Genomic DNA, 23,691 nt, shown 5'->3' on the forward strand with positions numbered 1-23,691 from the left:
CGCCTACTACTCGCGCCACCGGGTACCACCTCGGCGGCTCAGGGGGTCGGCGTGCCCGTGGTCACAGTGACCGTGCCGACGTCGAGCGGGTCCGACCGGTCGACGGGTGCCCAGACCGTGGACTCCCGCGTCCAGACGAGTCCTTCCGCCCGGACCTCGACGGCACCGGTCGCCTTCGCTGTTGCCACCGCCCAGTGGGCCACGGCCCACGTGGACCGCTCGGCGCTCTCGAAGGGCAGGACTCCCGCGTCGATCTGGCTCAGCGGCCCGTCGGAAGACACGGCGTCCGCCGGGACCCCCAGGTCGCGCTCCAGGCGTGCGGGCAGGTCGACCGGTTCGTCCTCGGCCGACACGGCGAACAGCTCGCACGTCAACGAGCCGGGGGAGTGCCCGGTGAGCGACGAGGCCCACGTGCGGGCGAGAGGTTCGTGCTGGGCATAGGCCTCGGGGAACGCTGAGCGCTGCACCGCCTGTGCGGCCACCGTGATCTCCAGGTCCCGCCAGCCGTCCACGCGCTCGAGGCCTGCGTAGAACGCGTTCGTGGCGTAGACCGGGTCCATGATCTCCGTGGTGGTGCCCCAGCCCTGGGACGGGCGTTGCTGGAACAGCCCCAGCGAGTCGCGGTCGCCGTAGTCGATGTTGACCAGGCGTGACTCCTGCATCCCGGTCGCGACCCCGATCGTGCCCGCCCGCGCTGGCAGGCCGCGCTGGACCGACGTGCCCACGACGAGGGCGGCGTTCTGCGCCTGGACGGGCGAGAGCTCCCAGGCCGTGCCGTCGAGGACGGCGGTGCACCGTTCCCGGGTCAGGGCCGGCTCGCGGGTGGACAGGTACCAGATCACACCGGCCACGGCGGCGACACCGACGGCCAGGATGACGACGACGGCGACCGCCGAACCGGCGGCGGAGCGCCGTCGCCCCGTCATCAGTTCGCGTGGAGGGCGGCGTTGAGCTCGAAGCCGGCCGCACGGGCGAGGACCTCGACGGCTCCGGTGCGCGAGTTGCGGCGGAACAGGAGGTTGTCGCGTCCGGCGAGCTCGAGCGCCTTGACCACGCGCGGCTCACCCTCGTCGCCCATCTCACCGAGCATGGTGACCTTGGTCCCGGCCGTGACGTACAGCCCGGCCTCGATGACGCAGTCGTTCCCGAGCGGGATGCCGAGGCCGGCGTTCGCCCCGAGGAGGCAGCGCTCGCCGATCGAGATGATCTCCTTGCCGCCGCCGGACAGGGTGCCCATGATCGAGGCGCCGCCGCCGATGTCGGAGCCGTCGCCCACGACGACGCCCGCGGAGATGCGGCCCTCGACCATCGAGGCGCCGAGGGTGCCCGCGTTGAAGTTCACGAAGCCCTCGTGCATGACCGTGGTGCCCTCGGCGAGGTGCGCGCCGAGCCGGACGCGGTCGGCGTCGGCGATGCGCACGCCGGACGGCACGACGTAGTCGACCATGCGCGGGAACTTGTCGATGCCGTAGACCGTGACGGGCTTGTCCGTCGAGGCGCGCAGGCGCAGCCGGGTGATCTCGAAGCCCTCGACGCTGCACGGGCCGTGCGAGGTCCACACGACGTTCGTGAGCTTGCCGAAGAGACCGTCGAGGTTCACCCCGTGCGGTGGCACGAGGCGGTGCGAGATGAGGTGCAGGCGCAGGTAGGCGTCGGCGGCGTCGGCCGGTGGGGCGTCCAGGTCGATCTCGGTGCGCACGACGGCCACGTCCACCCGCCGCGCGTCGTCCCGCTGCGAGAGGGCGGCGAGATCGGCGGGCACGTCGACGTCGTCGGGGGCGTCTCCGAGCGTGGGGGCGGGGTACCAGACGTCGAGCGTGGCGCCGTCGTCGGCCACGGTCGCGAGGCCGAGTCCCCAGGCGGAACGGGCGGAGGTGGTGGGCGTCGTCATGGGATCAGCCTATCGGCGCAGGGTGGCACGATGTACGCGTGACCAGCCAGCAGAACCGCTTCGATGCAGACCTCGTCGACCCGGCGACGATCCCCGCGTCCGACCTCGTGGACCTGCTCCGCGCCGTGTGCGACATCGAGTCGGTCTCCGGCGACGAGACGGCGCTCGCCGACGCCGTCGAGGCCCTCCTGCGCGAGCAGCCCCACCTCGAGGTGACCCGCGACGGGGACGCCGTCGTCGCGCGGACGCTGCTCGGGCGGGACCGTCGCGTCGTGCTGGCGGGCCATCTCGACACCGTGCCGCTCACCGACCCGCCGAACCTGCCGACGCGGCTGGAGGGCACGGGCGACGACAGGATCCTGTGGGGGCGTGGCACCGTCGACATGAAGGCAGGTATCACCGTCATGCTGGCGCTCGCCGTCGAGCTGGGCCGGCAGGGCCACGAGCAGAGCGCCGAGCCCGTGGTCGATCTCACCTACGTCTTCTACGACCACGAGGAGGTCGAGGAGTCGAAGAGCGGGCTGGGCCGGCTGGCGCGCAACCACCCCGAGCTGCTCGCCGGGGACTTCGCCGTCCTGGGCGAACCCACGTCCGCCGACATCGAGGGCGGCTGCCAGGGCACGATCCGGGTCGACGTGCGCACCCGTGGTGTGGCGGCCCACTCGGCCCGCTCCTGGCGGGGCGAGAACGCGATCCACGCCGCCGCACCGGTCCTCGCGCGCCTGGCCGCGTACGAGCCGGTCGAGGTCGACGTCGACGGGCTCCGCTACCGCGAGGGGATGAACGCCGTCGGGATCCGTGGAGGAATCGCCGGCAACGTCGTGCCGGACGAGTGCACGGTGACCGTCAACTACCGGTTCGCGCCGTCGCGCGACCTCGCCGAGGCCGAGGCGCACGTGCGCGAGCTCTTCGACGGCTACGAGGTGACCGTCACCGACGCGTCGCCCGCGGCGCGCCCGGGCCTGGACGACCCGCTCGCGGCGGAGTTCGCCGCGGCCGTGCTCACCCTCACCGGGGGACGCCCGAAGCCCAAGTTCGGGTGGACCGACGTCGCCCGGTTCGCGCAGCTGGGCATCCCCGCCGTGAACTTCGCCCCCGGCGACGCGTCGCTCGCCCACGCCGACGACGAGCGCGTGCCCGTGCGCGAGCTCGCCGTGTGCCGCGACGCGCTGCGCACCTGGCTGCGCGGTCAGTAGTCTCGGCCCATGAGCGAACGCACCGACGAGGGCGTCCCGGAGGCGGGACGCGGCTACCGCAAGGGCCCGGTCCTCCTGCGCGGCACCCAGATCCCCGACACGACCACCGACCAGCGGCTGCTGGCGCCCGGAGACGGCACGGACTGGGTGCACTCCGACCCCTGGCGGGTGATGCGCATCCAGGCCGAGTTCGTCGAGGGATTCGGCGCCCTGGCCGAGGTGGGTCCGGCCGTGTCGGTCTTCGGGTCCGCGCGGACCCGGCCCGACCACGACGACTACGGCCTGGGGGTCGAGATCGGGCGCCTGCTGGTCGAGGCAGGTTACGCCGTGATGACCGGCGGCGGGCCAGGCATCATGGAGGCCGCCAACAAGGGGGCCTCGGACGCCGGTGGCACGTCGATCGGGCTGGGGATCGAGCTGCCCTTCGAGCAGGGCATGAACGAGTACGTCAACCGCGGCGTCAACTTCCGGTACTTCTTCGCGCGCAAGACGATGTTCGTCAAGTACGCCCAGGGGTTCGTCGTGCTGCCGGGCGGGTTCGGCACCTTCGACGAGCTCTTCGAGGCGATCACCCTCGTCCAGACGCACAAGGTCACCGGGTTCCCGCTGGTGCTCGTCGGGACCGAGTACTGGAGCGGCCTGCTCGAGTGGGTGCGCACCGCCGTCGTCGACCGCGGCATGATCAACCCCACCGACCTCGACCTGCTGCACCTCACCGACTCCGCGCAGGACGCGGTGGAGTACGTCGTCGAGCGGGGCCGGGCGCTCGCCGCCGAGTTCCGCTCGTGATCCCGCCCGCGGGCGCGCCGCTCGTGCTGCGCGGCCGCGAGGTCGGCCGGGAGTCGGACGGCGTGGTGCGGCCGGTCGTCATGGCCATCGTCAACCGGACCAGCGACTCGTTCTACGCGCCCGCCCGGTTCGCGGACGACGGCCCCGCCCTCGAGGCCGCGCACGTCGCCTGGGACGACGGCGCGGCGATCCTCGACGTCGGCGGCGTGCGGGCCGGTACGGGGCCCGAGGTGGGCGTCGCGGAGGAGATCGACCGCGTCGTGCCGTTCGTCGAACGCCTGCGCGCCGAGGTCCCCGACCTGCTCGTCAGCGTCGACACGTGGCGCTCGGAGGTCGCCCGCGCCGCCGTCGACGCCGGGGCCGACCTGATCAACGACACCTGGGCCGGGCACGACCCCGCGCTCGTCGAGGTGGCGGGCGCGGCCGGGGTGGGCGTCGTCTGCTCCCACACCGGTGGGGCGCAGCCCCGCACGGACCCCTGGCGCGTGGAGTACCCGGCCACCGCCGGCACGCTCGACGGCGAGGACCCGCGCGACGGCGTCACCCAGGACGTGCTGAGGAGGCTGCGCAGCGCGGCCGAGCGGGCCGTCGCGAGCGGTGTGCCCCCGTCGTCGGTGCTCGTGGACCCCACGCACGACTTCGGCAAGAACACGTGGCACTCGCTGCACCTGCTGCGCCGCACCGAGGCGCTGGCCGAGCTCGGGTACCCCGTCCTGATGGCGCTCAGCCGCAAGGACTTCGTGGGGGAGACCCTCGGTCTGCCGCCTGCGGACCGGCTGCCCGGCACGCTGGCCGCGACGGCGCTCGCGGCCTGGCACGGTGCCAGGGTCTTCCGGGCGCACGACGTCGCGGCGACGCGGCAGGCGCTCGAGATGGTGGCGGCCGTCCGGGACGAGGCGCCGCCCCGCGCGGCTCTGCGCGGGATGGCGTGACCGAGGGACGACCTCGCCCGCAGTAGAATGGTGAGGCACGCCTCAAGCTGCGTGGCCGTGCCGGCAGCGTTGACCCGTCGCCGGGGCGACGGGCGGGCTGAGGCAGTTGGGGAACCGGACAACGGAAATGGAGAGCCACACATGGCTGCGATGAAGCCGCGGACGGGCGACGGACCGCTCGAGGTCACCAAGGAGGGACGCGGCATCGTCATGCGTGTCCCGCTGGAGGGCGGCGGTCGCCTGGTCGTCGAGCTGAACGCCACCGAGGCCGGCGAGCTGGGCGAGGCCCTCCAGGCCGTCACCGGCTGAGTCGGCCCGGGGCTGACGACGTACGAACTCACGGGCGCGGAGCAGGCACCTGCTCCGCGCCCGTCGTGCTGCCCAGGACCCGTCGCTACCGGCGCACCGCCAGCAGCGTCCCCTCGCCGACCGGCACCATCGCGGGGGTGAGGCGCTCGTCGTCGCGCACCACCTGGGCGAGGCGACGGACGAGCGCGGTGGTCTCGTCGCGCCGGTCCGGGTCGGCGACCCGCCCACCCAGCAGGGCGTCCACGACGACGAGGACGCCGCCGGGCCGGAGCAGGCGCACCGCGGCCTCCACGTAGTCGGCGTAGGCCTGGGGGTCGATCGCGACCAGCACCAGGTCGTAGGCGCTGTCGGTCAGCCGGGGCAGGACGTCGAGGGGCGGTCGGACGATGGTCCGGGTGCGGTGCACCGGCACACCCTCCTCGGCGAAGGCGACCTTGGCGGCACGCTGGTGCTCGGACTCCGGGTCGATGGTGGTCAGCACGCCGTCCGGGGCCATCCCCCGGAGCAGCCACAGCGCAGCCACCCCGGCGCCGGTCCCGATCTCGACGACGGCGCGGGCGCGGACCGCTGCGGCCACCACCTGCAGGAGCGCTCCCGTGCCGGGGGAGACGGTGGTGCAACCGAGCTCGGCCGCACGTTCGCGGGCGCGCAGGATCGTCACGTCCTCGGCGAGGTACGTCTCGCTGAAGGCCCAGGCGGCCGTCGGGTCGTCCTGGGCTCCGACCCCGATGGTGATGGCGGCCCCCTCGAATTGATGCGCTGTGATCGTACGTGGGAACCACTCAGGGCGCTCACACGTTCGCATGGGACCATGCAGGTGATGACCGAGACCTCAGACCGTACCGACCCGGGAGCGCCGGACCCTGCCGCAGGCTGGGTCCCGCCGACGTGGGACCAGATCGTCCGTGAGCACTCCGCCCGTGTGTACCGTCTCGCGTACCGCCTGACCGGCGACAAGCAGGACGCCGAGGACCTGACGCAGGAGACGTTCCTGCGCGTGTTCCGGTCGCTGTCCAGCTACACGCCCGGCACGTTCGAGGGGTGGCTGCACCGCATCACCACGAACCTCTTCCTCGACCAGGTCCGGCGCAAGAAGCGCATCCGGTTCGAGATCATGGGGGAGGACGCCTCCCGGGTCGAGGCCACCGACGACCGCGCGCGGCCGGAACGCGGGTTCGAGCACGCCCACCTCGACAACGACGTGCAGGCGGCGCTGGACGCCCTGCGGCCGGAGTACCGCGCCGCCGTCGTGCTGTGCGACATCGAAGGTCTCAGCTACGAGGAGATCGCGGTGACGCTGGGCATCAAGATCGGCACGGTCCGGTCCCGCATCCACCGCGCCCGGGCGCAGCTGCGCGACGCGCTCGAGCATCGCCGCACCGAGGTGGTGCGATGAGAGGTCACCTCGGGGACCTGGTCAGCGCCCTCGCCGACGGCCAGCTCGGTCCGGCCGAGACGGACCGGGCGCTCTGCCACGTCGCGGCCTGCCGCCTGTGCGCGGCCGAGCTGGAGTCCGCCCGGGCGGCCCGGCGTCGTCTCTCGCAGGCCTGCGACGTGGCGCCGGCGCCGGAGCTCACGGCGCGGCTGCTCGCGCTGTCCGCGTCCATCCCGTCGACCGACCACGACCCGCTGCGCGCACCCGACCGGGACACGACCTGGCAGACGCCGGAGGCCTGGCGGTCCACCCTCACCGGTGACATCGCCGGCTCGGCGCGTCGTCGGCGACGTCGTCGGCTGGTCCTCGTGGGGGCGAGCGGTGCGGGCGTGCTGGGCTGTGCCCTGTTCGTGCTCGGTCAGGCGCCCGTCGTCTCGCCGGAGACGTCCCGCGCCGCGGCGCTGAGCATGCTCGCCGGGACGGACGAGGTCTCGACGAGCGTGTCCGACGCCGACGCTCCGGACCCCGAGGCGTTCGTCGCGCCGGGCGCGCTGCCCGCCGGCTACGAGCTCACCGACGTCAGGACCGACGGCGAGGTCGTCGAGATCCACCTGGCGGGCCCCGAGGGACCTGTCGTGGTCCGTGAACGACCGGGCCGGCTCGCCGACGTCGTCGACTCCGAGGTGCTGCTGGACGTTCCCGGCCGGGAGGGCGTGCACGTGCTGACCCGAGACCCGTGGCACGTCGCGTGGCAGGCGGGTGACACGGTGGTCGAGGCGACGACCGACGTCCCCCACGCGGTGCTGGTCGACGTGATCGCCGCGTTCCCCGACGATGCCTACGATGCGGGGGTCGTGCCCCGGATCACCCGCGGCTGGACCACCGTGACAGGAGCACTCTCCCGCCCATGACGCACCAGGATTCCTCGGATCTCTTCGCGACGCCGGAGCCGCCGGCCCGGCGGCCGGACCCGGCACCGGTGGAGGTGCCGCCGACGCCGGCCCCGTACCCGGCCGCAGCGGGGAGCAGTCCGCAGGCCCCGCCGTCGGGCAGCAGCGAACCGGCACCGTCCGCGCCGGTGCCGCCGTCGGCCCCGCCGACGTCGTCCCGGCCGCTCGCGTCCGCGCCGACCGAGACCGCGCCGACCGAGACCGCGCCGTCGGCCGGGAACGGGAAGCCGGGGGCCCCGCGTGCCCGCCTCGGCGGCGCTCGGGTCACGGGGATCCTGGTCCTCGCGCTCCTGGTCGGCCTCGTGGGGGGGTTCGCCGGCGACCGGCTCTCCGGAGCCACGTCCGACGGCGAGACCTCTGCCCGGCTGCCGGTCGCGACGGACGACGCCGAGGCGGCGTCCGGGTTCGACCGGCCCGAGGGATCCCTCGCGGCCACGGCGGCGGAGGTCCTGCCGTCGGTGGTGTCCTTCGAGGTCACGGGCTCCGACGACAGCCGCTCCAGCGGGTCGGGGTTCGTGCTGCGCGAGGACGGCTACGTCCTGACCAACGACCACGTCGTGGCCGCCGGGACGGGCGGGGGTGAGGTCGTCGTCGTGCTCGCCGACGGCAGCGAGCACGAGGGCGACGTCGTCGGCCGCACCTCCGATTACGACCTGGCGGTCGTGAAGATCGACGTCGACGGCCTCACCCCGCTCACGCTGGGCGACTCGGACGGCGTCGTGGTCGGCGACGAGGTGCTCGCCGTGGGCGCGCCGCTCGGTCTCGACTCGACCGTCACCTCGGGCATCGTCAGCGCGCTGCACCGGCCCGTGCAGGCGGGGGACCAGGCGACGACGGCGTTCATCGACGCGATCCAGACCGACGCCGCGATCAACCCGGGGAACTCCGGCGGCCCGCTCGTCAACGCGGCCGGCGAGGTCATCGGCATCAACTCGGCCATCGCGCAGCCGCCCGGCGCCATGCAGGCGACCGGCAGCATCGGGCTCGGCTTCGCGATCCCCGCCAACCAGGTGCGGACGACCGCCGAACAGCTCATCGAGTCCGGCCGCGCCACCTACCCCGTCATCGGTGTGCTGCTCGACACGAGCTACACCGGCGAAGGTGTCAAGGTCGCCGAGGAGGCGCAGCAGGGGACCTCTCCGGTGACCGACGACGGCCCGGCCGACGTGGCCGGCATCCAACCGGGCGACATCATCCTGGAGATCGACGGCCGCCCCGTCGCGCAGAGCGACGAGCTCATCGTGGCGATCCGCGCCAGCCAGCCCGGCGACGCGGTGACCCTGCGGGTGCGCAGCGGGGACGACGAGCGCGACGTGCGCCTCGTGCTGCAGGCGAGCCCGAGCGAGTGAGCGGGTACCGGGCCGGATCGACGGCGGGCTAGGCTGTCCGGCGTGGGATTCTTCGGGATCAACGGCGGCGAGCTCGTCGTCATCATCGTGCTGGCTCTGGTGCTGATCGGCCCCGAGCGGTTGCCGCACTATGCCGGCCAGCTCGGGTCGCTGGTGCGTCAGGGCAAGACGGCCCTGCAGGGCGCGAAGGAGCGCATCGGTGACGAGTTCGGCGACGAGCTCAAGGACGTCGACTGGCAGAAGCTCGACCCCCGCCAGTACGACCCGCGACGCATCGTGAAGGAGGCCCTGCTCGACGACGAGCCGGCGCCCCGCACGACGCCGCGCACGGCCGGGTATGCCGGCGACGGCGTCGCGGCGGGGGCCGCGGCCGGCGCCGCGTCGGTGGCCGCGTCGGCTGGCCCCGCACCGTTCGACGACGAGGCCACGTGAGATCGACCACCCACCGCGCACCGACCTGTCCGGCGTTTCCGGCCTGCCCTCCCGACCTGTCAGAATGAACCTCATGTCCGACGTCACCGTCCCGGGATCGCCGACGGCGCCCCGGCCTCGCATCCTGTCCGGCATGCAGCCGACCGACTCCTCGCTGCACCTGGGCAACTATCTCGGAGCCCTGACGCAGTGGGTCGCGCTGCAGGAGGACCATGACGCGCTGTACTGCGTGGTCGACCTGCACGCCCTGACGGTCAACCCGGATCCCGTCGCCCTGCGCGAGCGCACCCGCGCGACGGCGGCCCAGTACCTCGCCGGCGGGGTCGACCCGGCTCGCTCGACGCTGTTCGTGCAGTCGCACGTCCCGGAGCACACGGAGCTGGCCTGGCTCCTGAGCTGCCAGACGGGCTTCGGTGAGGCGAGCCGGATGACGCAGTTCAAGGACAAGTCGGCCAAGCAGGGCACCGAGGGCACCACCGTCGGTCTGTTCACCTACCCGGTGCTCATGGCGGCCGACATCCTCGTCTACGACGCCAACCTGGTGCCGGTCGGCGAGGACCAGCGCCAGCACCTCGAGCTGACGCGTGACCTCGCGGAGCGGCTCAACGCCCGGTTCGGCGCGGGGACCGCCGTCGTGCCGGACCCGTACATCGTCACCGCGACGGCGAAGATCCAGGACCTGCAGAACCCTGCCGCGAAGATGTCGAAGTCCAATGCCGGCGGCAAGGGCGTCATCTGGCTGCTCGAGAACCCCAAGAAGGCTGCGAAGGCGATCAAGTCGGCGGTGACCGACGCCGACGAGTCCTACGCGGTCTACTTCGACCGCGAGAAGAAGCCGGGCATCTCCAACCTGCTGACCATCTTCTCCGCCGTCACGGGTCGCGGGGTCGACGAGATCGCGACCGAGTACGACGGCCGTGGCTACGGCTACCTCAAGGTCGACCTGGCGGATGCCGTCGTCGCGTTCCTCGAGCCGTTCCAGGACCGCGCGAACACCTACCTGGCCGACCCGGCGCAGCTCGACAAGGTGCTCGACGACGGCGCGGCACGGGCGCGCGAGATCGCCGGTGAGGTGCGTGACCGGTACTTCGACCGGTTCGGGCTGCTGCCTCGAGGCGCCCGGTGAAGCTGCCCGCCCGAGGCCCCGAGCAGGTCAGGATCGGGATCGCCATCGCGATCCCCGAGCCGTACGCCACGCAGCTGCAGAACGCGCGTGCCGCCGTCGGCGACCCGCTGGCCGCCGCCATCCCGCCGCACATCACCGTGATCGGGCCGACGGTCGTCGACTCGTCGGTGCTGCCCGCCGTGTGCGAGCACCTGGAGAAGATCGCGGGCGAGACGCCGCCCTTCCGCATCCACCTGCGTGGCACGGCGACGTTCCGGCCCATCTCGCCGGTCGTTTTCGTCGCCCTCGCGGAGGGCATCGCAGAGTGCGAGCTCCTGGAGGAGCAGGCCCGTTCCGGCGTGCTGGCGCAAGAGCTGCGGTTCAACTATCACCCGCACGTCACCGTCGCCCACGAGGTACCCGACGAGGCGCTCGACCGGGCGTTCGACGAGATGAGCGGCTTCGAGGCGGTCTTCCACGTCTCAGCCCTCTCGATGTACGAGCACGGCGACGACGGCGTGTGGCGGCCGCAGCGGTCCTTCGCCCTCCGGGGGAGCCCGGCCGCCGGCCACTCATGACCGCCCTGCCTGACCGACCTGCCGACCGCGGGACGGCTCGATAGGGTCGGGGCGTGCCCGACAGACTTGCCCGCCTCCGTGACCTGGTGGTCGGCCTCGTCCAGTGGGCGTTCGACCTGCGTTCCGTCCGTGCCGTCAAGTGGTACCTGGCGCGCCGCGGGAATCTGCTCTGCGGCGGGATCGCCTACTCGGCGCTGTTCTCGTTGGGCGCCGCCCTGACGATCGGCGTGAGTGTCTTCTCCACCACTCTCCGCAACAACGCGGAACTCGAGAACGAGGTGTACGAACAGATCGACAAATGGGTCCCCGGTCTGCTCAAGGAGAGCCCGGGCGACGACCAGGGCCTGGTCGATCCCGACCAGCTCGTCCGGGCGACGGCCTGGAGCTGGACGACCGTCGTCGCCGCCGTCGTCTTCCTGTGGACCGCGATCAGCGTGATGGGGGCGCTGCGGCACTCGGTGCGCTCGATGTTCGATGCCCCGGTGGTAGGCGTCAACCCGGTGCTCTCGAAGGTGTGGCAGCTTGCGGGGTTCCTCATCCTCGGGGTCATGCTGGTCACCGCGGCGGCGGCGAGCATCGTCTCCCAGAGGGTGGACCAGCTGGTGACCCGATGGTTCGGCGACACGGTGGTACTGGGATGGGCCTTCGCGGTCGGCACCTTCGTCGTGGGGGTGCTCCTCGACGCCGTGCTCGTGTACCTGATCGTCCGGGTCGTCGGCCAGGTGCGACCGCGCCGGAAACGGGACCTGGTGATCGGCTGCCTGGTGGCGGGCCTGGCGACCAGCGGTCTGCGCTGGGCCGGGACCTCGCTGGTGACGGCCAGCGCGTCGCGTAACGTCATCCTGGCGTCGTTCGTGACGCTCGCGACAATCCTGCTGCTGGTCAACTTCGTCGCCCGCGTCCTGCTGCTGGTGTGCGCGTGGGTGTACGACCCGCCCCGGCTCGACGAGATCGAGAGGGCGGAGCAGACGGTCGCGGCCATGCGGCGCGAGGCCGAGATCGAGCGTCAGGTCCGCCAGGGGCCGGGCAGCGGCAGGCTCTACAGTCCCGTCGTGCGGGGGGTGCGCCGCGGGCTCTACGCCTTCTGACGTGCGTTACCTCGCGCCGTGGTGCGCTACCTCGACGAGCGGTGCGCTACCTCGCGGGGACGACGAAGCCCGGTGTCGAGACGATGTGCACGGTCGTCATCCCCGAAGTGGAGGGCGCGCAGCGCCCGTGAACGCGACTGTGCACATCGTCTCGACACCGGGCGTGCCGAGCGGACGAAAGACTCAGAAGGCGCGGGTGATCATCGCCCGCTTGACCTCCTGGATCGCCTTGGTGACCTCGATGCCGCGCGGGCAGGCCTCGGTGCAGTTGAAGGTCGTGCGGCAGCGCCACACGCCCTCCTTGTCGTTGAGGATCTCCAGACGCTGGGTGGCGCCCTCGTCACGGGAGTCGAAGATGAACCGGTGCGCGTTGACGATCGCTGCCGGGCCGAAGTACTGGCCGTCGGTCCAGAACACCGGGCAGGACGAGGTGCACGCGGCGCAGAGGATGCACTTGGTCGTGTCGTCGAACCGGTCGCGGTCGGCCTGTGACTGGATGTTCTCACGGCTCGGCTCGTTCCCGGAGGTGATGAGGAACGGCATGATCTCGCGGTAGGAGGCGAAGAACGGCTCCATGTCGACCACGAGGTCCTTGATCACGGGCAGGCCCTTGATCGGCTCGACCGTGATCGGCTTGTCGGGGTTGACGTCCTTGAGGAGCGTCTTGCACGCCAGCCGGTTGCGGCCGTTGATGCGCACGGCGTCCGAGCCGCACACGCCGTGGGCGCAGGAGCGGCGGAACGTCAGGGAGCCGTCCAGCTCCCACTTGATCTTGTGCAGGGCGTCCAGGACGCGGTCCGTCCCGTGCGCGGTGACGGTGTGCTCCTCCCAGGTCGCCTCGTCGGAGACCTCCGGGTTGAACCGGCGGATCTTCAGCGTGACCTCGAAGGACGCGACAGCGCCCGCCTGTCCGTCCGGAGCGGCGTTCGCGGTGTTGTCAAGAACAGCAGTCATCAGTACTTCCGCTCCATCGGCTCGTAGCGCGTCTGGGTGACGGTCTTGGACCCCAGGACCACCTTGTAGTCCCCGAAGTCCTCGACGTGGTCGAAGTAGCCCTCGACGTGGCCGTCGGCGGCGTCGGGAGCCGACGTCGGACGGCGGTACGCCATCGTGTGCAGCATGTAGTTGGTGTCGTCGCGGTCCGGGTAGTCCTCCCGGTAGTGGCCACCGCGCGACTCACGGCGGTTGAGTGCCGCGACCACCGTCACCTCGGCGATGTCGAGCAGGAAGCCCAACTCGATCGCCTCGAGGAGGTCGGTGTTGAACAGGGTGCCCTTGTCCTGGACGGACACGTTCTTGTACCGCTTCTGCAGCTCGCGGATGTCGGCCGCGGCCTGCTCGAGCGACTCCTGGGTGCGGAAGACCTGGGCGTTGGCGTCCATGGTCTCCTGCAGCGCCTTGCGGACCTCGGCCACCCGTTCGCCCTCGGGGCGGTCCCGCATCTCGCTGAGCTGTGCCTCGACGCGTGCGGTGGGGTTCTCGGGGATCGGCAGGTGCTGCTCGACCGTCTGGGCGTAGGCGGCGGCCGACCGGCCGGAGCGCTTGCCGAAGACGTTGATGTCGAGCAGGGAGTTGGTGCCGAGGCGGTTCGACCCGTGCACCGAGACGCAGGCGACCTCGCCGGCGGCGTAGAGGCCCTTGACCACGTTGTGGCCGTCCCGGAGCACCTCGCCCTCGATGTTCGTGGGCACGCCGCCCATGGCGTAGTGCGCGGTGGGGTACACGGGCACCGGCTCGGTGTAGGGCTCGATACCGAGATAGGTACGCGCGAACTCGGTGATGTCCGGCAGCTTGGCGTCGATGTGCGCCGGCTCCAGGTGCGTCAGGTCGAGCAGCACGTAGTCCTTGTCGGGGCCGGCGCCGCGACCCTCGCGCACCTCGTTCGCCATGGACCGGGCGACGATGTCGCGCGGAGCGAGGTCCTTGATGGTGGGGGCGTAGCGCTCCATGAACCGCTCACCCTCGGAGTTGCGCAGGATGCCGCCCTCGCCACGTGCCGCCTCGGAGAGCAGGATGCCGAGCCCCGCGAGACCGGTGGGGTGGAACTGAAAGAACTCCATGTCCTCGAGCGGCAGGCCGCGCCGGTAGGCGAGAGCCATCCCGTCGCCCGTGAGGGTGTGGGCGTTCGACGTGGTCTTGAAGATCTTGCCCGCGCCGCCCGTGGCGAAGATGATCGCCTTCGCCTGGAACACGTGGATCTCGCCCGAGGCGAGGTCGTAGGCCACGACGCCGGTCGCGTTGACCTCGGCGCCGTCCTCGATGTCCTCGGTGGTGAGGTCGTGGTCCGTGAGCAGGTCCAGCACGTAGAACTCGTTGAAGAACTCGACGTCCTGCTTGACGCAGTTCTGGTAGAGCGTCTGCAGGATCATGTGACCCGTCCGGTCCGCGGCGTAGCACGCGCGGCGCACCGCGGCCTCGCCGTGGTTGCGGGTGTGCCCGCCGAACCGTCGCTGGTCGATGCGACCCTCCGGCGTCCGGTTGAACGGCAGACCCATCCGCTCCAGGTCCAGCACGGCGTCGATGGCCTCCTTGGCCATGACCTCGGCGGCGTCCTGGTCGACGAGGTAGTCGCCGCCCTTGATGGTGTCGAAGGTGTGCCACTCCCAGTTGTCCTCCTCGACGTTCGCCAGGGCGGCGCACATGCCGCCCTGGGCGGCGCCGGTGTGGGAACGCGTGGGGTACAGCTTGGAGATGACCGCGGTGCGGGCCCCCTTCGAGGCCTCGAGCGCCGCGCGCATGCCGGCGCCGCCTGCGCCGACGATGACGACGTCGTACTGGTGGGTCTGCATCGGTTCCGATGCCTCCTGCGGCGAGTGGTGGATCAGCGGGCTGGGGAGATGCGCGGGCTCAGGCCGTGCAGAACGAGGCGAGGAGCTCGGCCGGCGCGTCGGACGGGCACGGGTCGAACGTGAAGATGACCAGGGTGCCGAGCACGACGGTGATCGTGAACGCCAGGTAGAGCAGCACCTTGAGCACACCGCGGGTGGCGTCCCGCTCGGCGTAGTCGTTGATGATCGTCCGCACGCCGTTGGTGCCGTGGATCATCGCCAGCCACAGCATGAGCAGGTCCCACGTCTGCCAGAACGGGCTGGCCCACTTGCCGCCGACGAAGGCGAAATCGATGGCGTGCACGCCGTCGCCCACCATGAGGTTGACGAACAGGTGGCCGAAGACGAGCACGACGAGCAGCACGCCGGAGGCCCGCATGAACACCCACGAGTACAGCTCGAAGTTGCCGCGGGTGGTCTTGCGGCGCGCGTACGGGGAGCGCGGCGTGGGGATCGCGGTCTGGGTGCTCATCAGTGGCCTCCGAAGACGATCGAGAGGTGGCGGGGCAGGAACCCTGCCATGGTCACCACGAACAGGCCGAGGACGACCCACAGCATGACCCGCTGGTACCGCGTTCCCTGGGACCAGAAGTCGACCAGCGCGACGCGGATGCCGTTGAAGGCGTGGAAGACGATGGCGGCCACCAGGCCGGCCTCGCCCAGCCCCATGATCGGCGTCTGGTACGTGCCGATGACGGCGTTGTACGCCTCGGGGGAGACCCGCACGAGCGCCGTGTCGAGCACGTGGACGAGCAGGAAGAAGAAGATGAGCACGCCGGTCACGCGGTGCGCGACCCACGACCACATGCCTTCGCGGCCGCGGTAGAGCGTGCCAGCGGGAGCAGTCGGCACGGGGGGAGCCTCCATTGGCGGATTCGGGCGGGTTACGTGAAGTCACTGTAGTGACACCGAGTCGCGATCGGGTCACGGAGTGTCCGAAAACGGCGTCTCTGCGCGGTTTCTGTGACACATTCCACAGGCTTCGTGTCGGCCGGCGGGAACCCGTCACTATGCTGCGAACATGCCTTCGTCTGCCATTCCCGGATTCCGCGCCGTCGTCCCGGCGGGAGGGTCCGGCACGCGGCTCTGGCCGGTCTCGCGCGCCGACCGCCCGAAGTTCCTGCACGACCTGACGGGATCCGGGCGGACGCTGCTGCAGGCGACCGCCGACCGCCTCGCGCCGTTGGCCGGTGACGACGGGATCCTCGTCGTCACCGGTGAGCGGCACGTCGCCGCGGTGCGCGAGCAGCTCCCGGGCGTCGGGGCGGACCAGGTGCTGGCCGAGCCGAGCCCGCGCGACTCCATGGCGGCCATCGGCCTGGCCGCGGCGGTGCTGGAACGCCGTGCGGGCGACGTCGTCCTCGGCTCCTTCGCGGCCGACCAGGTCGTGACCGGCAGCCGGGAGTTCGAGCGCTCGGTCCGCGAGGCGGTGGAGGCGGCCCGTGCCGGGTACGTCACGACCGTTGGCATCGCCGCGTCCCGGCCCTCGACCGCGTTCGGCTACGTGCGCGGCGGGAGCCCGCTCGACGTCGCGGGCGCGCCGAGCGCGGTGCACGTGCAGGGCTTCACCGAGAAGCCGGACGCCGCGACCGCGCGGGAGTACCTGACCTCGGGGGAGTACCGGTGGAACGCCGGCATCTTCGTCGCGTCCACGAGCGTGCTGCTGGGCCACCTCGCCGAGCAGCGACCCGCTCTGCACGACGGGCTGCGCCGCGTGGCGGACGCCTGGGACACCCCGGACCGTGCGCGGGTGCTCGCCGAGGTGTGGCCCGGCCTGGAGAAGGTCGCGATCGACCATGCCGTGGCCGAGCCGGTGGCCGCGGCGGGCGGCGTCGCGATGGTGCCCGGTTCGTTCGGCTGGGACGACGTCGGCGACTTCAACTCCCTCGCGGCGCTGCTGCCGGCGGACGACGACTCCGGGTCGAAGGTCCTCGGCGACGGCGCGGACGTGGTGCGGGTGCAGAGCGCCGGGTCGGTGGTCGTCCCGGCGAGCGGCCGCACGGTGACGCTGCTCGGCATCGACGACGTGGTGGTGGTCGACACCCCGGACGCGCTGCTGGTGACGACGCGGGCGCGAGCCCAGCAGGTGCGGCGCATGGTCGACGCGGTGCGCGACCACGGCCGCGAGGACCTGCTGTGAGCGGCGTCGGTGCGGCGGCGGGGCGTCTCGACGCCGTGGTCGCCGAGCTCGAGCCGGAGCTCGTCGCGGTCCGGCGCGACCTGCACGCCCACCCGGAGGTCGCTCGCGAGGAGGTCCGGACGACGGCGGTGCTCGCCGAGCGTCTGCGCGCGGCCGGCCTGCACCCCCGGACGCTCGAGACGACCGGGCTCGTCTGCGACGTCGGCCCGGACGTCCCCGGACAGGGTCGGGTGGCGCTGCGCGCGGACATCGACGCGCTGCCCCTGGACGACCTGTGCGGGTGCGACTTCGCCTCGACCGTGCCGGGCGTCGCCCACGCCTGCGGCCACGACGTGCACGCCGCCGTCGTGCTCGGTGCGGGGCTCGCGCTGGCCCGGCTGGACGCCGAGGGGCTGCTCGACGTCGGTGCCCGCCTGGTCTTCCAGCCCGCGGAGGAGTCCATGCCCGGCGGGGCGCACGAGGTCATCGCCCAGGGCGTGCTCGACGGGGTCGACCGGATCGCGGCCGTGCACGCCGAGCCGAAGCTCGACGTCGGGCGCATCGGCACCCGGATCGGGCCGATCACCTCGGCGTCCGACCTCGTGACCGTGCGGCTGTCGTCCGGGGGCGGGCACACGTCCCGCCCGCACCTGACCGGCGACGTCGTCTACGCCCTCGGGCAGGTGATCACCCAGGTGCCCGCCGTGCTCGGCCGGCGGCTGGACCCGCGCTCGGGGGTCAACCTGACCTGGGGCGCCGTCGAGTCGGGCAACGCGCACAACGCCATCCCGATGTCGGGGGTCGCCCGGGGCACGCTGCGCTGCCTGGACGTGCGCGCGTGGGAGAAGGCCGGCCAGGTGCTGCACGACGCCGTCGAGCAGGTCGTGGCCCCCTACGACGTCGACGTGAGCGTGCACCACGTCCGCGGCGTCCCGCCGGTCGACAACGACGCCGACGTGACCGCGCGGCTCGAGGCCGCCGGCGCCGCCGTCCTGGGCGAGGAGGGAGTGGTCCTGACCGAGCAGTCGCTCGGTGGCGAGGACTTCGCCTGGTACCTGACGAAGGTGCCGGGCGCGATGGCACGCCTCGGCACCGCGACCCCCGGCGGCCGGCGGTACGACATCCACCAGGGTGACCTGGTCGTCGACGAGCGGGCGATCGGGATCGGGGCGAGGTTGCTGGCACGTTTCGTCCTCGGTCCGGGCCCGGCCGCGGACGTACCGCTTCGGTAACGACTCGGCCACGGGAGGCCCCGGTGGCATCGAGGACGCCGAGCGATGGTTACGCTTGCCGTCTCTGATCGTGAGACGGGCGAGCGCCCGCGCTCACCCACCCTCATCGACAGGAGTGACAGGTGAAGAGAGCCATCCAGCTCACCGCCCTCGCAGGCGCTGCCGCGCTGACCCTCGCGGCGTGCGGGTCTGCCCCCGAGGAGTCCACCGGCGAATCGACCGAGAACGGCGCGGCGCAGTCCGACTTCACCGCCTGCATCGTCTCGGACGAGGGCGGGTTCGACGACAAGAGCTTCAACCAGCTGAGCTTCGAGGGCGCCAAGAAGGCGGCCGACGAGCTCGGGGCCCAGTTCAACGAGGTCCAGTCCCAGTCGGAGACCGACTACCAGCCCAACGTGCAGGCCCTGGTGGACGAGGGCTGCAACGCCATCGTCGCCGTCGGCTTCGCGCTCTCGGCCGACACGGTCGAGTCGGCGAACAGCAACCCGGACATCGACTACATCCTGGTCGACGACGCCGCGGACAACGACTTCGACGGCGAGGCGGACGCGGAGAACGTCAAGCCGCTGCTGTACAACACGGCCGAGGCCGCGTTCCTCGCGGGCTACCTCGCGGCGGGCTACTCCGAGGCCGGCAAGGTCGGCACGTTCGGCGGCCAGCCGTTCCCGACCGTGACGATCTTCATGGACGGCTTCAAGCAGGGCGTCGAGCACTTCAACGAGGTCAACGACGCCGAGGTCGAGGTCATCGGCTACGCCGGTGGCGAGGACGGCGCGTTCACCGGTGGCTTCGCGGCCAACGAGACGGCCAAGACGACGGCGACGAACATCCTGGGCCAGGGCGTCGACGTGATCCTCCCGGTCGGCGGGCCGATCTACCAGTCCGCGATCGCCGCGATCGAGGACTCGGGCCGCGACGTCGCGCTCATCGGTGTGGACGCGGACTTCTACGAGACCGACCCGACCACGCAGCCGTACGTGCTGACCTCCATCCTCAAGAAGATGGACGTCTCCACCTACGAGGCCGTGAAGTCCTCCGGCGAGGGCACCTTCGACCCCGAGCCCTACGTCGGCACCCTGGAGAACGAGGGCGTGGGCCTGGCCCCGCTGCACGACTTCGAGGACAAGGTCGACCCGGAGCTCATGGCCGAGGTCGACGAGCTGCGCCAGCAGATCATCGACGGCGAGCTCGAGGTCACGTCCTACCTGGACCAGTGACGAGGAGCTGAAGATCACCGCCGACGCGGCGGGGCACGGGATCTCACCCGGGTCCCGCCGCGCCGTGCGGCCTAGGCTGGCCGGGGGATCGTGAGGAAGGTGGACGCGCCACGATGAGGCTCGAGCTACGGGGGATCACCAAGCGTTTCGGTGCGCTGGTGGCCAACGACCACATCGACCTGGTGGTCGAACCCGGGGAGATCCACTGTCTCCTCGGCGAGAACGGGGCGGGCAAGTCCACCCTGATGAACGTCCTGTACGGGCTGTACGACGCCGACGAGGGCGAGATCCTCCTCGACGGGGAGGTGCAGGACTTCGACGGTCCCGGTGACGCGATGGCTGCCGGCATCGGCATGGTCCACCAGCACTTCATGCTCGTGCCCGTCTTCAGCGTGGCCGAGAACGTCATGCTGGGCCACGAGGTCACGCGCGGCCCCGGTCTGCTCGACCTGGAGTCGGCCCGCGCCACGGTGCGCGACACCGCCGACCGCTTCGGGTTCCACGTCGACCCGGACGCCGTGGTCGAGGACCTCCCGGTCGGTGTGCAGCAGCGCGTCGAGATCATCAAGGCGCTGAGCCGTGACGCCCAGGTCCTCGTCTTCGACGAGCCGACGGCGGTGCTCACCCCGCAGGAGACCGACGAGCTCATGTCGATCATGCGTCAGCTCCGCGACGAGGGGAAGGCGATCGTCTTCATCACGCACAAGCTGCGTGAGGTCCGTGAGGTCGCCGACCGGATCACGGTCGTGCGCCACGGCAAGGTCGTCGGTGAGGCGGAGCCCACGGCGTCCGACAACGAGCTGGCCTCCCTCATGGTGGGGCGCGCGGTCCAGCTCACCGTCGACAAGCAGGCGGCACGCCCGCGGAAGAACGAGCTCGCGGTGCGCAACCTGGTCGTCGCACGCCAGGACGGCCAGGTGGTCGTCGACGACCTGAGCTTCACCGTGCACGGCGGCGAGATCCTCGTGGTCGCAGGAGTGCAGGGCAACGGGCAGACGGAGCTGACCGAGGCGCTGCTCGGGCTGCACCCCGGCGGGAGCGGCTCGATCAGCCTCGACGGCAACGAGCTGCGAGGTCGCTCGGTGCGCCAGATCCTCGACGCGGGCGTCGGGTTCGTGCCCGAGGACCGCAGCACGGACGGCCTGGTCGGCGAGTTCACGATCGCGGAGAACCTCATCCTGGACCGGACGGCCGGGCCGCCCTTCGTGCGGGCCGGCAGCCTCCAGCTCGCGGCCCGCGACGAGTTCGCGCGCGAGAAGGTGAACGAGTACGACGTCCGCACGATCGGCATCGACCTGCCCGTGGGCCGGCTCTCCGGCGGCAACCAGCAGAAGGTGGTGCTCGCCCGCGAGCTCTCCCGCGAGCTGCGGCTCCTGGTGGCCGCCCAGCCCACGCGTGGCGTGGACGTGGGTTCCATCGAGTTCATCCACAAGCAGATCGTGGCCGCGCGTGACACCGGCATCCCGGTCGTGGTGGTCTCCACCGAGCTGGACGAGGCGGTGGCCCTGGCCGACCGCATCCTGATCATGTACCGCGGCAAGGTCGTGGGCATCGTCCCGGCAGACACCCCGCGCGACGTGCTCGGGCTGATGATGGCGGGCATCGCCCCCGAGACCGAAGGAGAGGCCGCGTGAGCGACGCGTCGGGCCGGCACCCGGCCGAGGAACCCGAGAACCCGCTCGACGAGGCCGCGCAGCGGGCCGCCGCCGAGCACGAGCCCGGGCTGGCCGAGGAACTGGAGCAGGAACGGGCCCGGGAGGCCGCTCCGGCGATCGAGGAGACGGACGACCGCTGGCGCGACGCGTTCCGACGCGTCGCCGCGGGCGGCTGGGCCGTCTCCCTGGGCGCCATCCTGCTGGCGGTGATCGCCGGCTCGCTGATGATCATCGTCACCGACGAGGCCGTGCAGGCGGCGGCGGGGTACTTCTTCGCGCGGCCGGGCGACATGCTCACGGCGGCCGCGGAGGCGGTCGGCGGTGCCTACTCGGCGCTCTTCCAGGGTGCCGTGTACAACTTCGGTGCGGACACGTTCGCCGCGGGGATCCGGCCGCTGACGCAGACCCTGACCAACGCCACGCCCCTGATCGCGGCAGGGCTCGGCGTCGCCATCGCGTTCCGTGCCGGTCTGCTCAACATCGGCGGGCAGGGCCAGATGCTCGTGTCCGCGGCGGCTGCCGGCTGGGTCGGGTTCGGCCTCACCGGCCTGCCGGTCGTGGTGCACCTGATCGTCGCGATGGTCGCGGGCATCCTCGCTGGTGCGCTGTGGGCGGGCATCGCGGGTCTCCTCAAGGCCCGCACCGGTGCCCACGAGGTGATCGTCACGATCATGCTCAACTACGTCGCGTACTACCTCGTGTCGTACTTCCTGGCGACGCCGGGCCTGATGCAGGCCCCCGGCTCGGCCAACCCGAAGACCCCGCCCACCCCCGAGTCGGCGACGCTGCCTCCGCTGCTGGGCGAGCGCTACAACCTGCACTGGGGCTTCGTGCTGTCGCTGCTCGCAGTCGTCGTCGTGTGGTGGCTGCTCAACCGCTCCGCGGTCGGCTTCTCCTACCGCGCCGTCGGCGAGAACCCGCGTGCGGCGCGGGTCGCGGGCATCGACGTGCCGCGGGCCACCGTGTCGGTGATGCTCGTCGCCGGTGCCCTGGTCGGCCTGGCCGGCATCACGCAGGTGCTCGGCACCGTGACGACCGGGTTCGGCGCGGACATCGACGCCGGCATCGGCTTCGACGCGATCACCGTGGCGCTGCTGGGCAACTCCAACCCCGTGGGCGTCCTGGGCGCGGGCATCCTGTTCGGCGGCTTCAAGGCCGGTGGCTCCGCCATGCAGGCGGCCGAGGGGATCCCCATCGAGATCGTCCTGGTCGTGCAGTCCCTCATCGTGCTGTTCATCGCCGCCCCGCCGCTCGTGCGGGCGATCTTCCGGCTCCCGCAGCCGGGCAGCACGCCGAAGAAGAAGCGGTCGCAGACCGCCCGCAAGGAGGTCTCGGCATGAGCGCCGCCACCGTCGACGGGACGACAGCCGCCCCGGACGCCCCGCGCACGCTGAGCACCGTCACGTGGAAGACGTCGATCTCGCTCGGGGTCGTCCTCGCCCTGTACGCGCTCCTGCTCGTCCTCGCTCCGCACGAGGGCAGCGCGAGGTTCGCGCTCTCCACGCCGACCGACTTCTTCCAGATCCCCGTGTACGTGGTGCCCGGCATGGCCACAGCCTGGATCTGCGGCGCGCTCGCCGCCGTCATGGTGGCGCTCTCGGTGGGGGCCACCCGGCGCGCCCGGCGCACCTCGGTGTGGGTGCCGTCGGTCTTCGCCGCAGTCCTGCTCGTGGGCTTCCTCGCGTGGGCGGCGGCGGGCAGCCCGCGCGACCTCTCCGTGGTCGGGCTCCTGGGTGGCGCCCTCGTGCTGTCGGTGCCGCTCGTGTACGGGGCGCTGAGCGGCGTCATCGGCGAGCGGTCGGGCACCATCAACATCGCCATCGAGAGCCAGCTCCTGGCCGGTGCGTTCACCGCCGCGATCGCGGGGTCGCTGACGAAGAGCCCGTGGGTCGGGCTCCTGGCCGCGATGGCCGCCGCGGCGCTGGTCGCGCTGGTGCTGGCCGTGTTCACCATCACCTACCGCGTCAACCAGATCATCGTCGGTGTGGTGCTCAACGTGCTGGTCATCGGCCTGACGAGCTTCTTCTACTCGCTGGTCCTGGTGCCGAACACGGCGACGCTGAACACCACCGTCCGGTTCGAGCGGATCCCGATCCCGCTCCTGGACCGGATCCCGGTGATCGGCCCGGTGCTGTTCGACCAGACGATCATCGTGTACCTGATGTTCGTCATCGTGGCGGTCGTCTGGTACGCCCTCTTCCGCACCCGCTGGGGCCTGCGGCTGCGGGCGGTCGGCGAGCACCCCCGCGCGGCCGACACCGTCGGCGTCGACGTGCTGCGCACGCGGTACCGGGCGTTGCTCGTCGCCGGTGCCGTGGGCGGCATGGGAGGCGCGTTCTACACGGTGGTGTCGATCAACCAGTTCAACCGTGAGATGACGGCGGGAGCGGGCTTCATCGCACTGGCCGCGATGATCTTCGGCAAGTGGGACCCGGTCCGCGCGGCGCTGGCCGGTCTGCTGTTCGGGTTCGCGACGAACCTGCAGAACGTGCTGTCGGTGGTCGGCTCGCCCGTGCCCAGCCAGTTCATGCTCATGCTGCCGTACATCGTCACGCTGTTCGCCGTGGCGGGGCTCGTCGGCCGGTCCCGGCCGCCTGCCGCCCTCGCTACCCCGTACACCAAGGAGTAGCCGGTGGCACCGCACGA

The 23,691-nt window shown here is 71.8% G+C and carries 24 protein-coding genes; 17 read left to right on the forward strand and 7 right to left on the reverse strand.

Going from position 1 to position 23,691, the window contains the following annotated elements:
• Positions 1-38: 38 nt before the first annotated feature.
• The gene (locus ACH5HR_RS08230; RefSeq protein WP_416477307.1) at positions 39-926 is read right to left on the reverse strand and encodes a hypothetical protein; all 888 of its coding nucleotides are present in this window, start codon (positions 924-926) and stop codon (positions 39-41) included.
• Positions 926-1,891 (reverse strand): 2,3,4,5-tetrahydropyridine-2,6-dicarboxylate N-succinyltransferase, encoded by a 966-nt coding sequence (dapD, locus tag ACH5HR_RS08235; protein ID WP_416477309.1) that lies wholly within the window; start codon positions 1,889-1,891, stop codon positions 926-928. Before dapD ends, ACH5HR_RS08230 begins: the two co-directional genes overlap by 1 nt.
• A 38-nt stretch (positions 1,892-1,929) precedes the next feature.
• Between dapD and dapE the strand changes: the two genes are divergently transcribed.
• The 4 genes from dapE to ACH5HR_RS08255 all read left to right on the forward strand — a co-directional run bounded on the left by dapE (position 1,930) and on the right by ACH5HR_RS08255 (position 5,117).
• Positions 1,930-3,087, forward strand: coding sequence for a succinyl-diaminopimelate desuccinylase (dapE, locus tag ACH5HR_RS08240; RefSeq protein ID WP_402375981.1), 1,158 nt, complete (start codon positions 1,930-1,932; stop codon positions 3,085-3,087).
• 9 nt (positions 3,088-3,096) lie between these two features.
• The gene (locus ACH5HR_RS08245; RefSeq protein WP_416477311.1) at positions 3,097-3,876 is read left to right on the forward strand and encodes an LOG family protein; all 780 of its coding nucleotides are present in this window, start codon (positions 3,097-3,099) and stop codon (positions 3,874-3,876) included.
• Positions 3,873-4,808 carry a dihydropteroate synthase gene (gene folP / locus ACH5HR_RS08250; RefSeq protein WP_402375985.1) on the forward strand — a complete coding sequence of 312 codons (936 nt, stop codon included), beginning with the start codon at positions 3,873-3,875 and terminating at the stop codon, positions 4,806-4,808. The genes ACH5HR_RS08245 and folP overlap by 4 nt, the downstream gene beginning before the upstream one ends.
• Before the next feature lie 141 nt (positions 4,809-4,949).
• Positions 4,950-5,117, forward strand: coding sequence for a DUF3117 domain-containing protein (locus ACH5HR_RS08255; protein WP_106266794.1), 168 nt, complete (start codon positions 4,950-4,952; stop codon positions 5,115-5,117).
• An 85-nt stretch (positions 5,118-5,202) separates the two neighbouring features.
• On the opposite strand, the gene ACH5HR_RS08260 is transcribed toward ACH5HR_RS08255, so the two are convergent.
• Positions 5,203-5,922: an O-methyltransferase gene (locus ACH5HR_RS08260; protein ID WP_402375986.1), complete on the reverse strand. Its 720-nt coding sequence runs from the start codon at positions 5,920-5,922 to the stop codon at positions 5,203-5,205.
• Positions 5,923-5,937: 15 nt separating this feature from the next.
• On the opposite strand from ACH5HR_RS08260, the gene sigE reads away from it, so the two are divergent.
• From sigE to ACH5HR_RS08295, 7 genes are all read left to right on the forward strand, one after another.
• Positions 5,938-6,513 carry an RNA polymerase sigma factor SigE gene (sigE, locus tag ACH5HR_RS08265; RefSeq protein WP_402375988.1) on the forward strand — a complete coding sequence of 192 codons (576 nt, stop codon included), beginning with the start codon at positions 5,938-5,940 and terminating at the stop codon, positions 6,511-6,513.
• Positions 6,510-7,403: an anti-sigma factor family protein gene (locus tag ACH5HR_RS08270; RefSeq protein WP_416477314.1), complete on the forward strand. Its 894-nt coding sequence runs from the start codon at positions 6,510-6,512 to the stop codon at positions 7,401-7,403. The genes sigE and ACH5HR_RS08270 overlap by 4 nt, the downstream gene beginning before the upstream one ends.
• Positions 7,400-8,791 carry a S1C family serine protease gene (locus ACH5HR_RS08275; RefSeq protein ID WP_402375991.1) on the forward strand — a complete coding sequence of 464 codons (1,392 nt, stop codon included), beginning with the start codon at positions 7,400-7,402 and terminating at the stop codon, positions 8,789-8,791. Before ACH5HR_RS08270 ends, ACH5HR_RS08275 begins: the two co-directional genes overlap by 4 nt.
• A gap of 42 nt (positions 8,792-8,833) precedes the next feature.
• Positions 8,834-9,223, forward strand: coding sequence for a twin-arginine translocase TatA/TatE family subunit (locus ACH5HR_RS08280; RefSeq protein WP_402375993.1), 390 nt, complete (start codon positions 8,834-8,836; stop codon positions 9,221-9,223).
• Between the two features lie 73 nt (positions 9,224-9,296).
• Complete coding sequence (gene trpS, locus ACH5HR_RS08285; protein WP_402375995.1) at positions 9,297-10,349, forward strand: tryptophan--tRNA ligase; 1,053 nt, start codon at positions 9,297-9,299, stop codon at positions 10,347-10,349.
• Positions 10,346-10,906 carry a 2'-5' RNA ligase family protein gene (locus ACH5HR_RS08290; protein ID WP_416477316.1) on the forward strand — a complete coding sequence of 187 codons (561 nt, stop codon included), beginning with the start codon at positions 10,346-10,348 and terminating at the stop codon, positions 10,904-10,906. The genes trpS and ACH5HR_RS08290 overlap by 4 nt, the downstream gene beginning before the upstream one ends.
• 53 nt (positions 10,907-10,959) lie before the next feature.
• A complete protein-coding gene (locus ACH5HR_RS08295) occupies positions 10,960-11,994 on the forward strand; it encodes a YihY/virulence factor BrkB family protein (RefSeq protein WP_416477318.1) in 1,035 nt (344 codons plus the stop codon).
• A 183-nt stretch (positions 11,995-12,177) separates the two neighbouring features.
• Here the strand turns inward: ACH5HR_RS08295 and ACH5HR_RS08300 are convergent, their stop codons facing one another.
• From ACH5HR_RS08300 to sdhC, 4 genes are read right to left on the reverse strand one after another with little or no spacing between them, the layout of a single operon-like run.
• Positions 12,178-12,948, reverse strand: coding sequence for a succinate dehydrogenase iron-sulfur subunit (locus tag ACH5HR_RS08300; RefSeq protein ID WP_402376000.1), 771 nt, complete (start codon positions 12,946-12,948; stop codon positions 12,178-12,180).
• Positions 12,948-14,783, reverse strand: a complete 1,836-nt coding sequence (sdhA, locus tag ACH5HR_RS08305) for a succinate dehydrogenase flavoprotein subunit (RefSeq protein WP_402376002.1) — start codon at positions 14,781-14,783, stop codon at positions 12,948-12,950. Before sdhA ends, ACH5HR_RS08300 begins: the two co-directional genes overlap by 1 nt.
• A gap of 58 nt (positions 14,784-14,841) precedes the next feature.
• Entirely contained in the window at positions 14,842-15,294 is a 453-nt protein-coding gene (locus ACH5HR_RS08310; RefSeq protein WP_402376004.1) for a succinate dehydrogenase hydrophobic membrane anchor subunit, read from the reverse strand.
• A complete protein-coding gene (gene sdhC, locus ACH5HR_RS08315) occupies positions 15,294-15,674 on the reverse strand; it encodes a succinate dehydrogenase, cytochrome b556 subunit (protein WP_402376006.1) in 381 nt (126 codons plus the stop codon). The genes ACH5HR_RS08310 and sdhC overlap by 1 nt, the downstream gene beginning before the upstream one ends.
• A 169-nt stretch (positions 15,675-15,843) precedes the next feature.
• Here sdhC and ACH5HR_RS08320 point away from each other — a divergent pair, with 169 nt between their 5' ends.
• The 6 genes from ACH5HR_RS08320 (at position 15,844) to ACH5HR_RS08345 (ending at position 23,674) form a co-directional block, all read left to right on the forward strand.
• Positions 15,844-16,962: a mannose-1-phosphate guanylyltransferase gene (locus ACH5HR_RS08320; protein ID WP_416477321.1), complete on the forward strand. Its 1,119-nt coding sequence runs from the start codon at positions 15,844-15,846 to the stop codon at positions 16,960-16,962.
• Positions 16,959-18,173, forward strand: coding sequence for an amidohydrolase (locus ACH5HR_RS08325; RefSeq protein WP_416477323.1), 1,215 nt, complete (start codon positions 16,959-16,961; stop codon positions 18,171-18,173). Before ACH5HR_RS08320 ends, ACH5HR_RS08325 begins: the two co-directional genes overlap by 4 nt.
• A gap of 122 nt (positions 18,174-18,295) precedes the next feature.
• The gene (locus ACH5HR_RS08330) at positions 18,296-19,390 is read left to right on the forward strand and encodes a BMP family lipoprotein (RefSeq protein ID WP_402376013.1); all 1,095 of its coding nucleotides are present in this window, start codon (positions 18,296-18,298) and stop codon (positions 19,388-19,390) included.
• 113 nt (positions 19,391-19,503) lie between these two features.
• Positions 19,504-21,024 (forward strand): ABC transporter ATP-binding protein, encoded by a 1,521-nt coding sequence (locus tag ACH5HR_RS08335; protein ID WP_416477325.1) that lies wholly within the window; start codon positions 19,504-19,506, stop codon positions 21,022-21,024.
• Positions 21,021-22,385 carry an ABC transporter permease gene (locus ACH5HR_RS08340; protein ID WP_402376018.1) on the forward strand — a complete coding sequence of 455 codons (1,365 nt, stop codon included), beginning with the start codon at positions 21,021-21,023 and terminating at the stop codon, positions 22,383-22,385. The genes ACH5HR_RS08335 and ACH5HR_RS08340 overlap by 4 nt, the downstream gene beginning before the upstream one ends.
• Positions 22,382-23,674, forward strand: a complete 1,293-nt coding sequence (locus ACH5HR_RS08345) for an ABC transporter permease (RefSeq protein WP_416477326.1) — start codon at positions 22,382-22,384, stop codon at positions 23,672-23,674. The genes ACH5HR_RS08340 and ACH5HR_RS08345 overlap by 4 nt, the downstream gene beginning before the upstream one ends.
• The last annotated feature ends 17 nt before the right edge of the window (positions 23,675-23,691 follow it).

The organism is Isoptericola maris (genome assembly GCF_048065335.1).
Lineage (GTDB): Bacteria > Actinomycetota > Actinomycetes > Actinomycetales > Cellulomonadaceae > Isoptericola > Isoptericola rhizosphaerae.

What these genes read in the sequence shown, in the direction of transcription:
- ACH5HR_RS08310 (WP_402376004.1), bottom strand. Translation starts at nt 15,294, where the DNA reads ATGAGCACCCAGACCGCGATCCCCACGCCGCGCTCCCCGTACGCGCGC.
- ACH5HR_RS08230 (WP_416477307.1), bottom strand. Translation starts at nt 926, where the DNA reads ATGACGGGGCGACGGCGCTCCGCCGCCGGTTCGGCGGTCGCCGTCGTC.
- dapD (WP_416477309.1), bottom strand. Translation starts at nt 1,891, where the DNA reads ATGACGACGCCCACCACCTCCGCCCGTTCCGCCTGGGGACTCGGCCTC.
- sdhA (WP_402376002.1), bottom strand. Translation starts at nt 14,783, where the DNA reads ATGCAGACCCACCAGTACGACGTCGTCATCGTCGGCGCAGGCGGCGCC.
- sigE (WP_402375988.1), top strand. Translation starts at nt 5,938, where the DNA reads ATGACCGAGACCTCAGACCGTACCGACCCGGGAGCGCCGGACCCTGCC.
- trpS (WP_402375995.1), top strand. Translation starts at nt 9,297, where the DNA reads ATGTCCGACGTCACCGTCCCGGGATCGCCGACGGCGCCCCGGCCTCGC.
- ACH5HR_RS08345 (WP_416477326.1), top strand. Translation starts at nt 22,382, where the DNA reads ATGAGCGCCGCCACCGTCGACGGGACGACAGCCGCCCCGGACGCCCCG.
- ACH5HR_RS08260 (WP_402375986.1), bottom strand. Translation starts at nt 5,922, where the DNA reads ATGCGAACGTGTGAGCGCCCTGAGTGGTTCCCACGTACGATCACAGCG.
- ACH5HR_RS08270 (WP_416477314.1), top strand. Translation starts at nt 6,510, where the DNA reads ATGAGAGGTCACCTCGGGGACCTGGTCAGCGCCCTCGCCGACGGCCAG.
- ACH5HR_RS08300 (WP_402376000.1), bottom strand. Translation starts at nt 12,948, where the DNA reads ATGACTGCTGTTCTTGACAACACCGCGAACGCCGCTCCGGACGGACAG.
- ACH5HR_RS08245 (WP_416477311.1), top strand. Translation starts at nt 3,097, where the DNA reads ATGAGCGAACGCACCGACGAGGGCGTCCCGGAGGCGGGACGCGGCTAC.
- ACH5HR_RS08335 (WP_416477325.1), top strand. Translation starts at nt 19,504, where the DNA reads ATGAGGCTCGAGCTACGGGGGATCACCAAGCGTTTCGGTGCGCTGGTG.
- ACH5HR_RS08320 (WP_416477321.1), top strand. Translation starts at nt 15,844, where the DNA reads ATGCCTTCGTCTGCCATTCCCGGATTCCGCGCCGTCGTCCCGGCGGGA.
- ACH5HR_RS08255 (WP_106266794.1), top strand. Translation starts at nt 4,950, where the DNA reads ATGGCTGCGATGAAGCCGCGGACGGGCGACGGACCGCTCGAGGTCACC.
- ACH5HR_RS08275 (WP_402375991.1), top strand. Translation starts at nt 7,400, where the DNA reads ATGACGCACCAGGATTCCTCGGATCTCTTCGCGACGCCGGAGCCGCCG.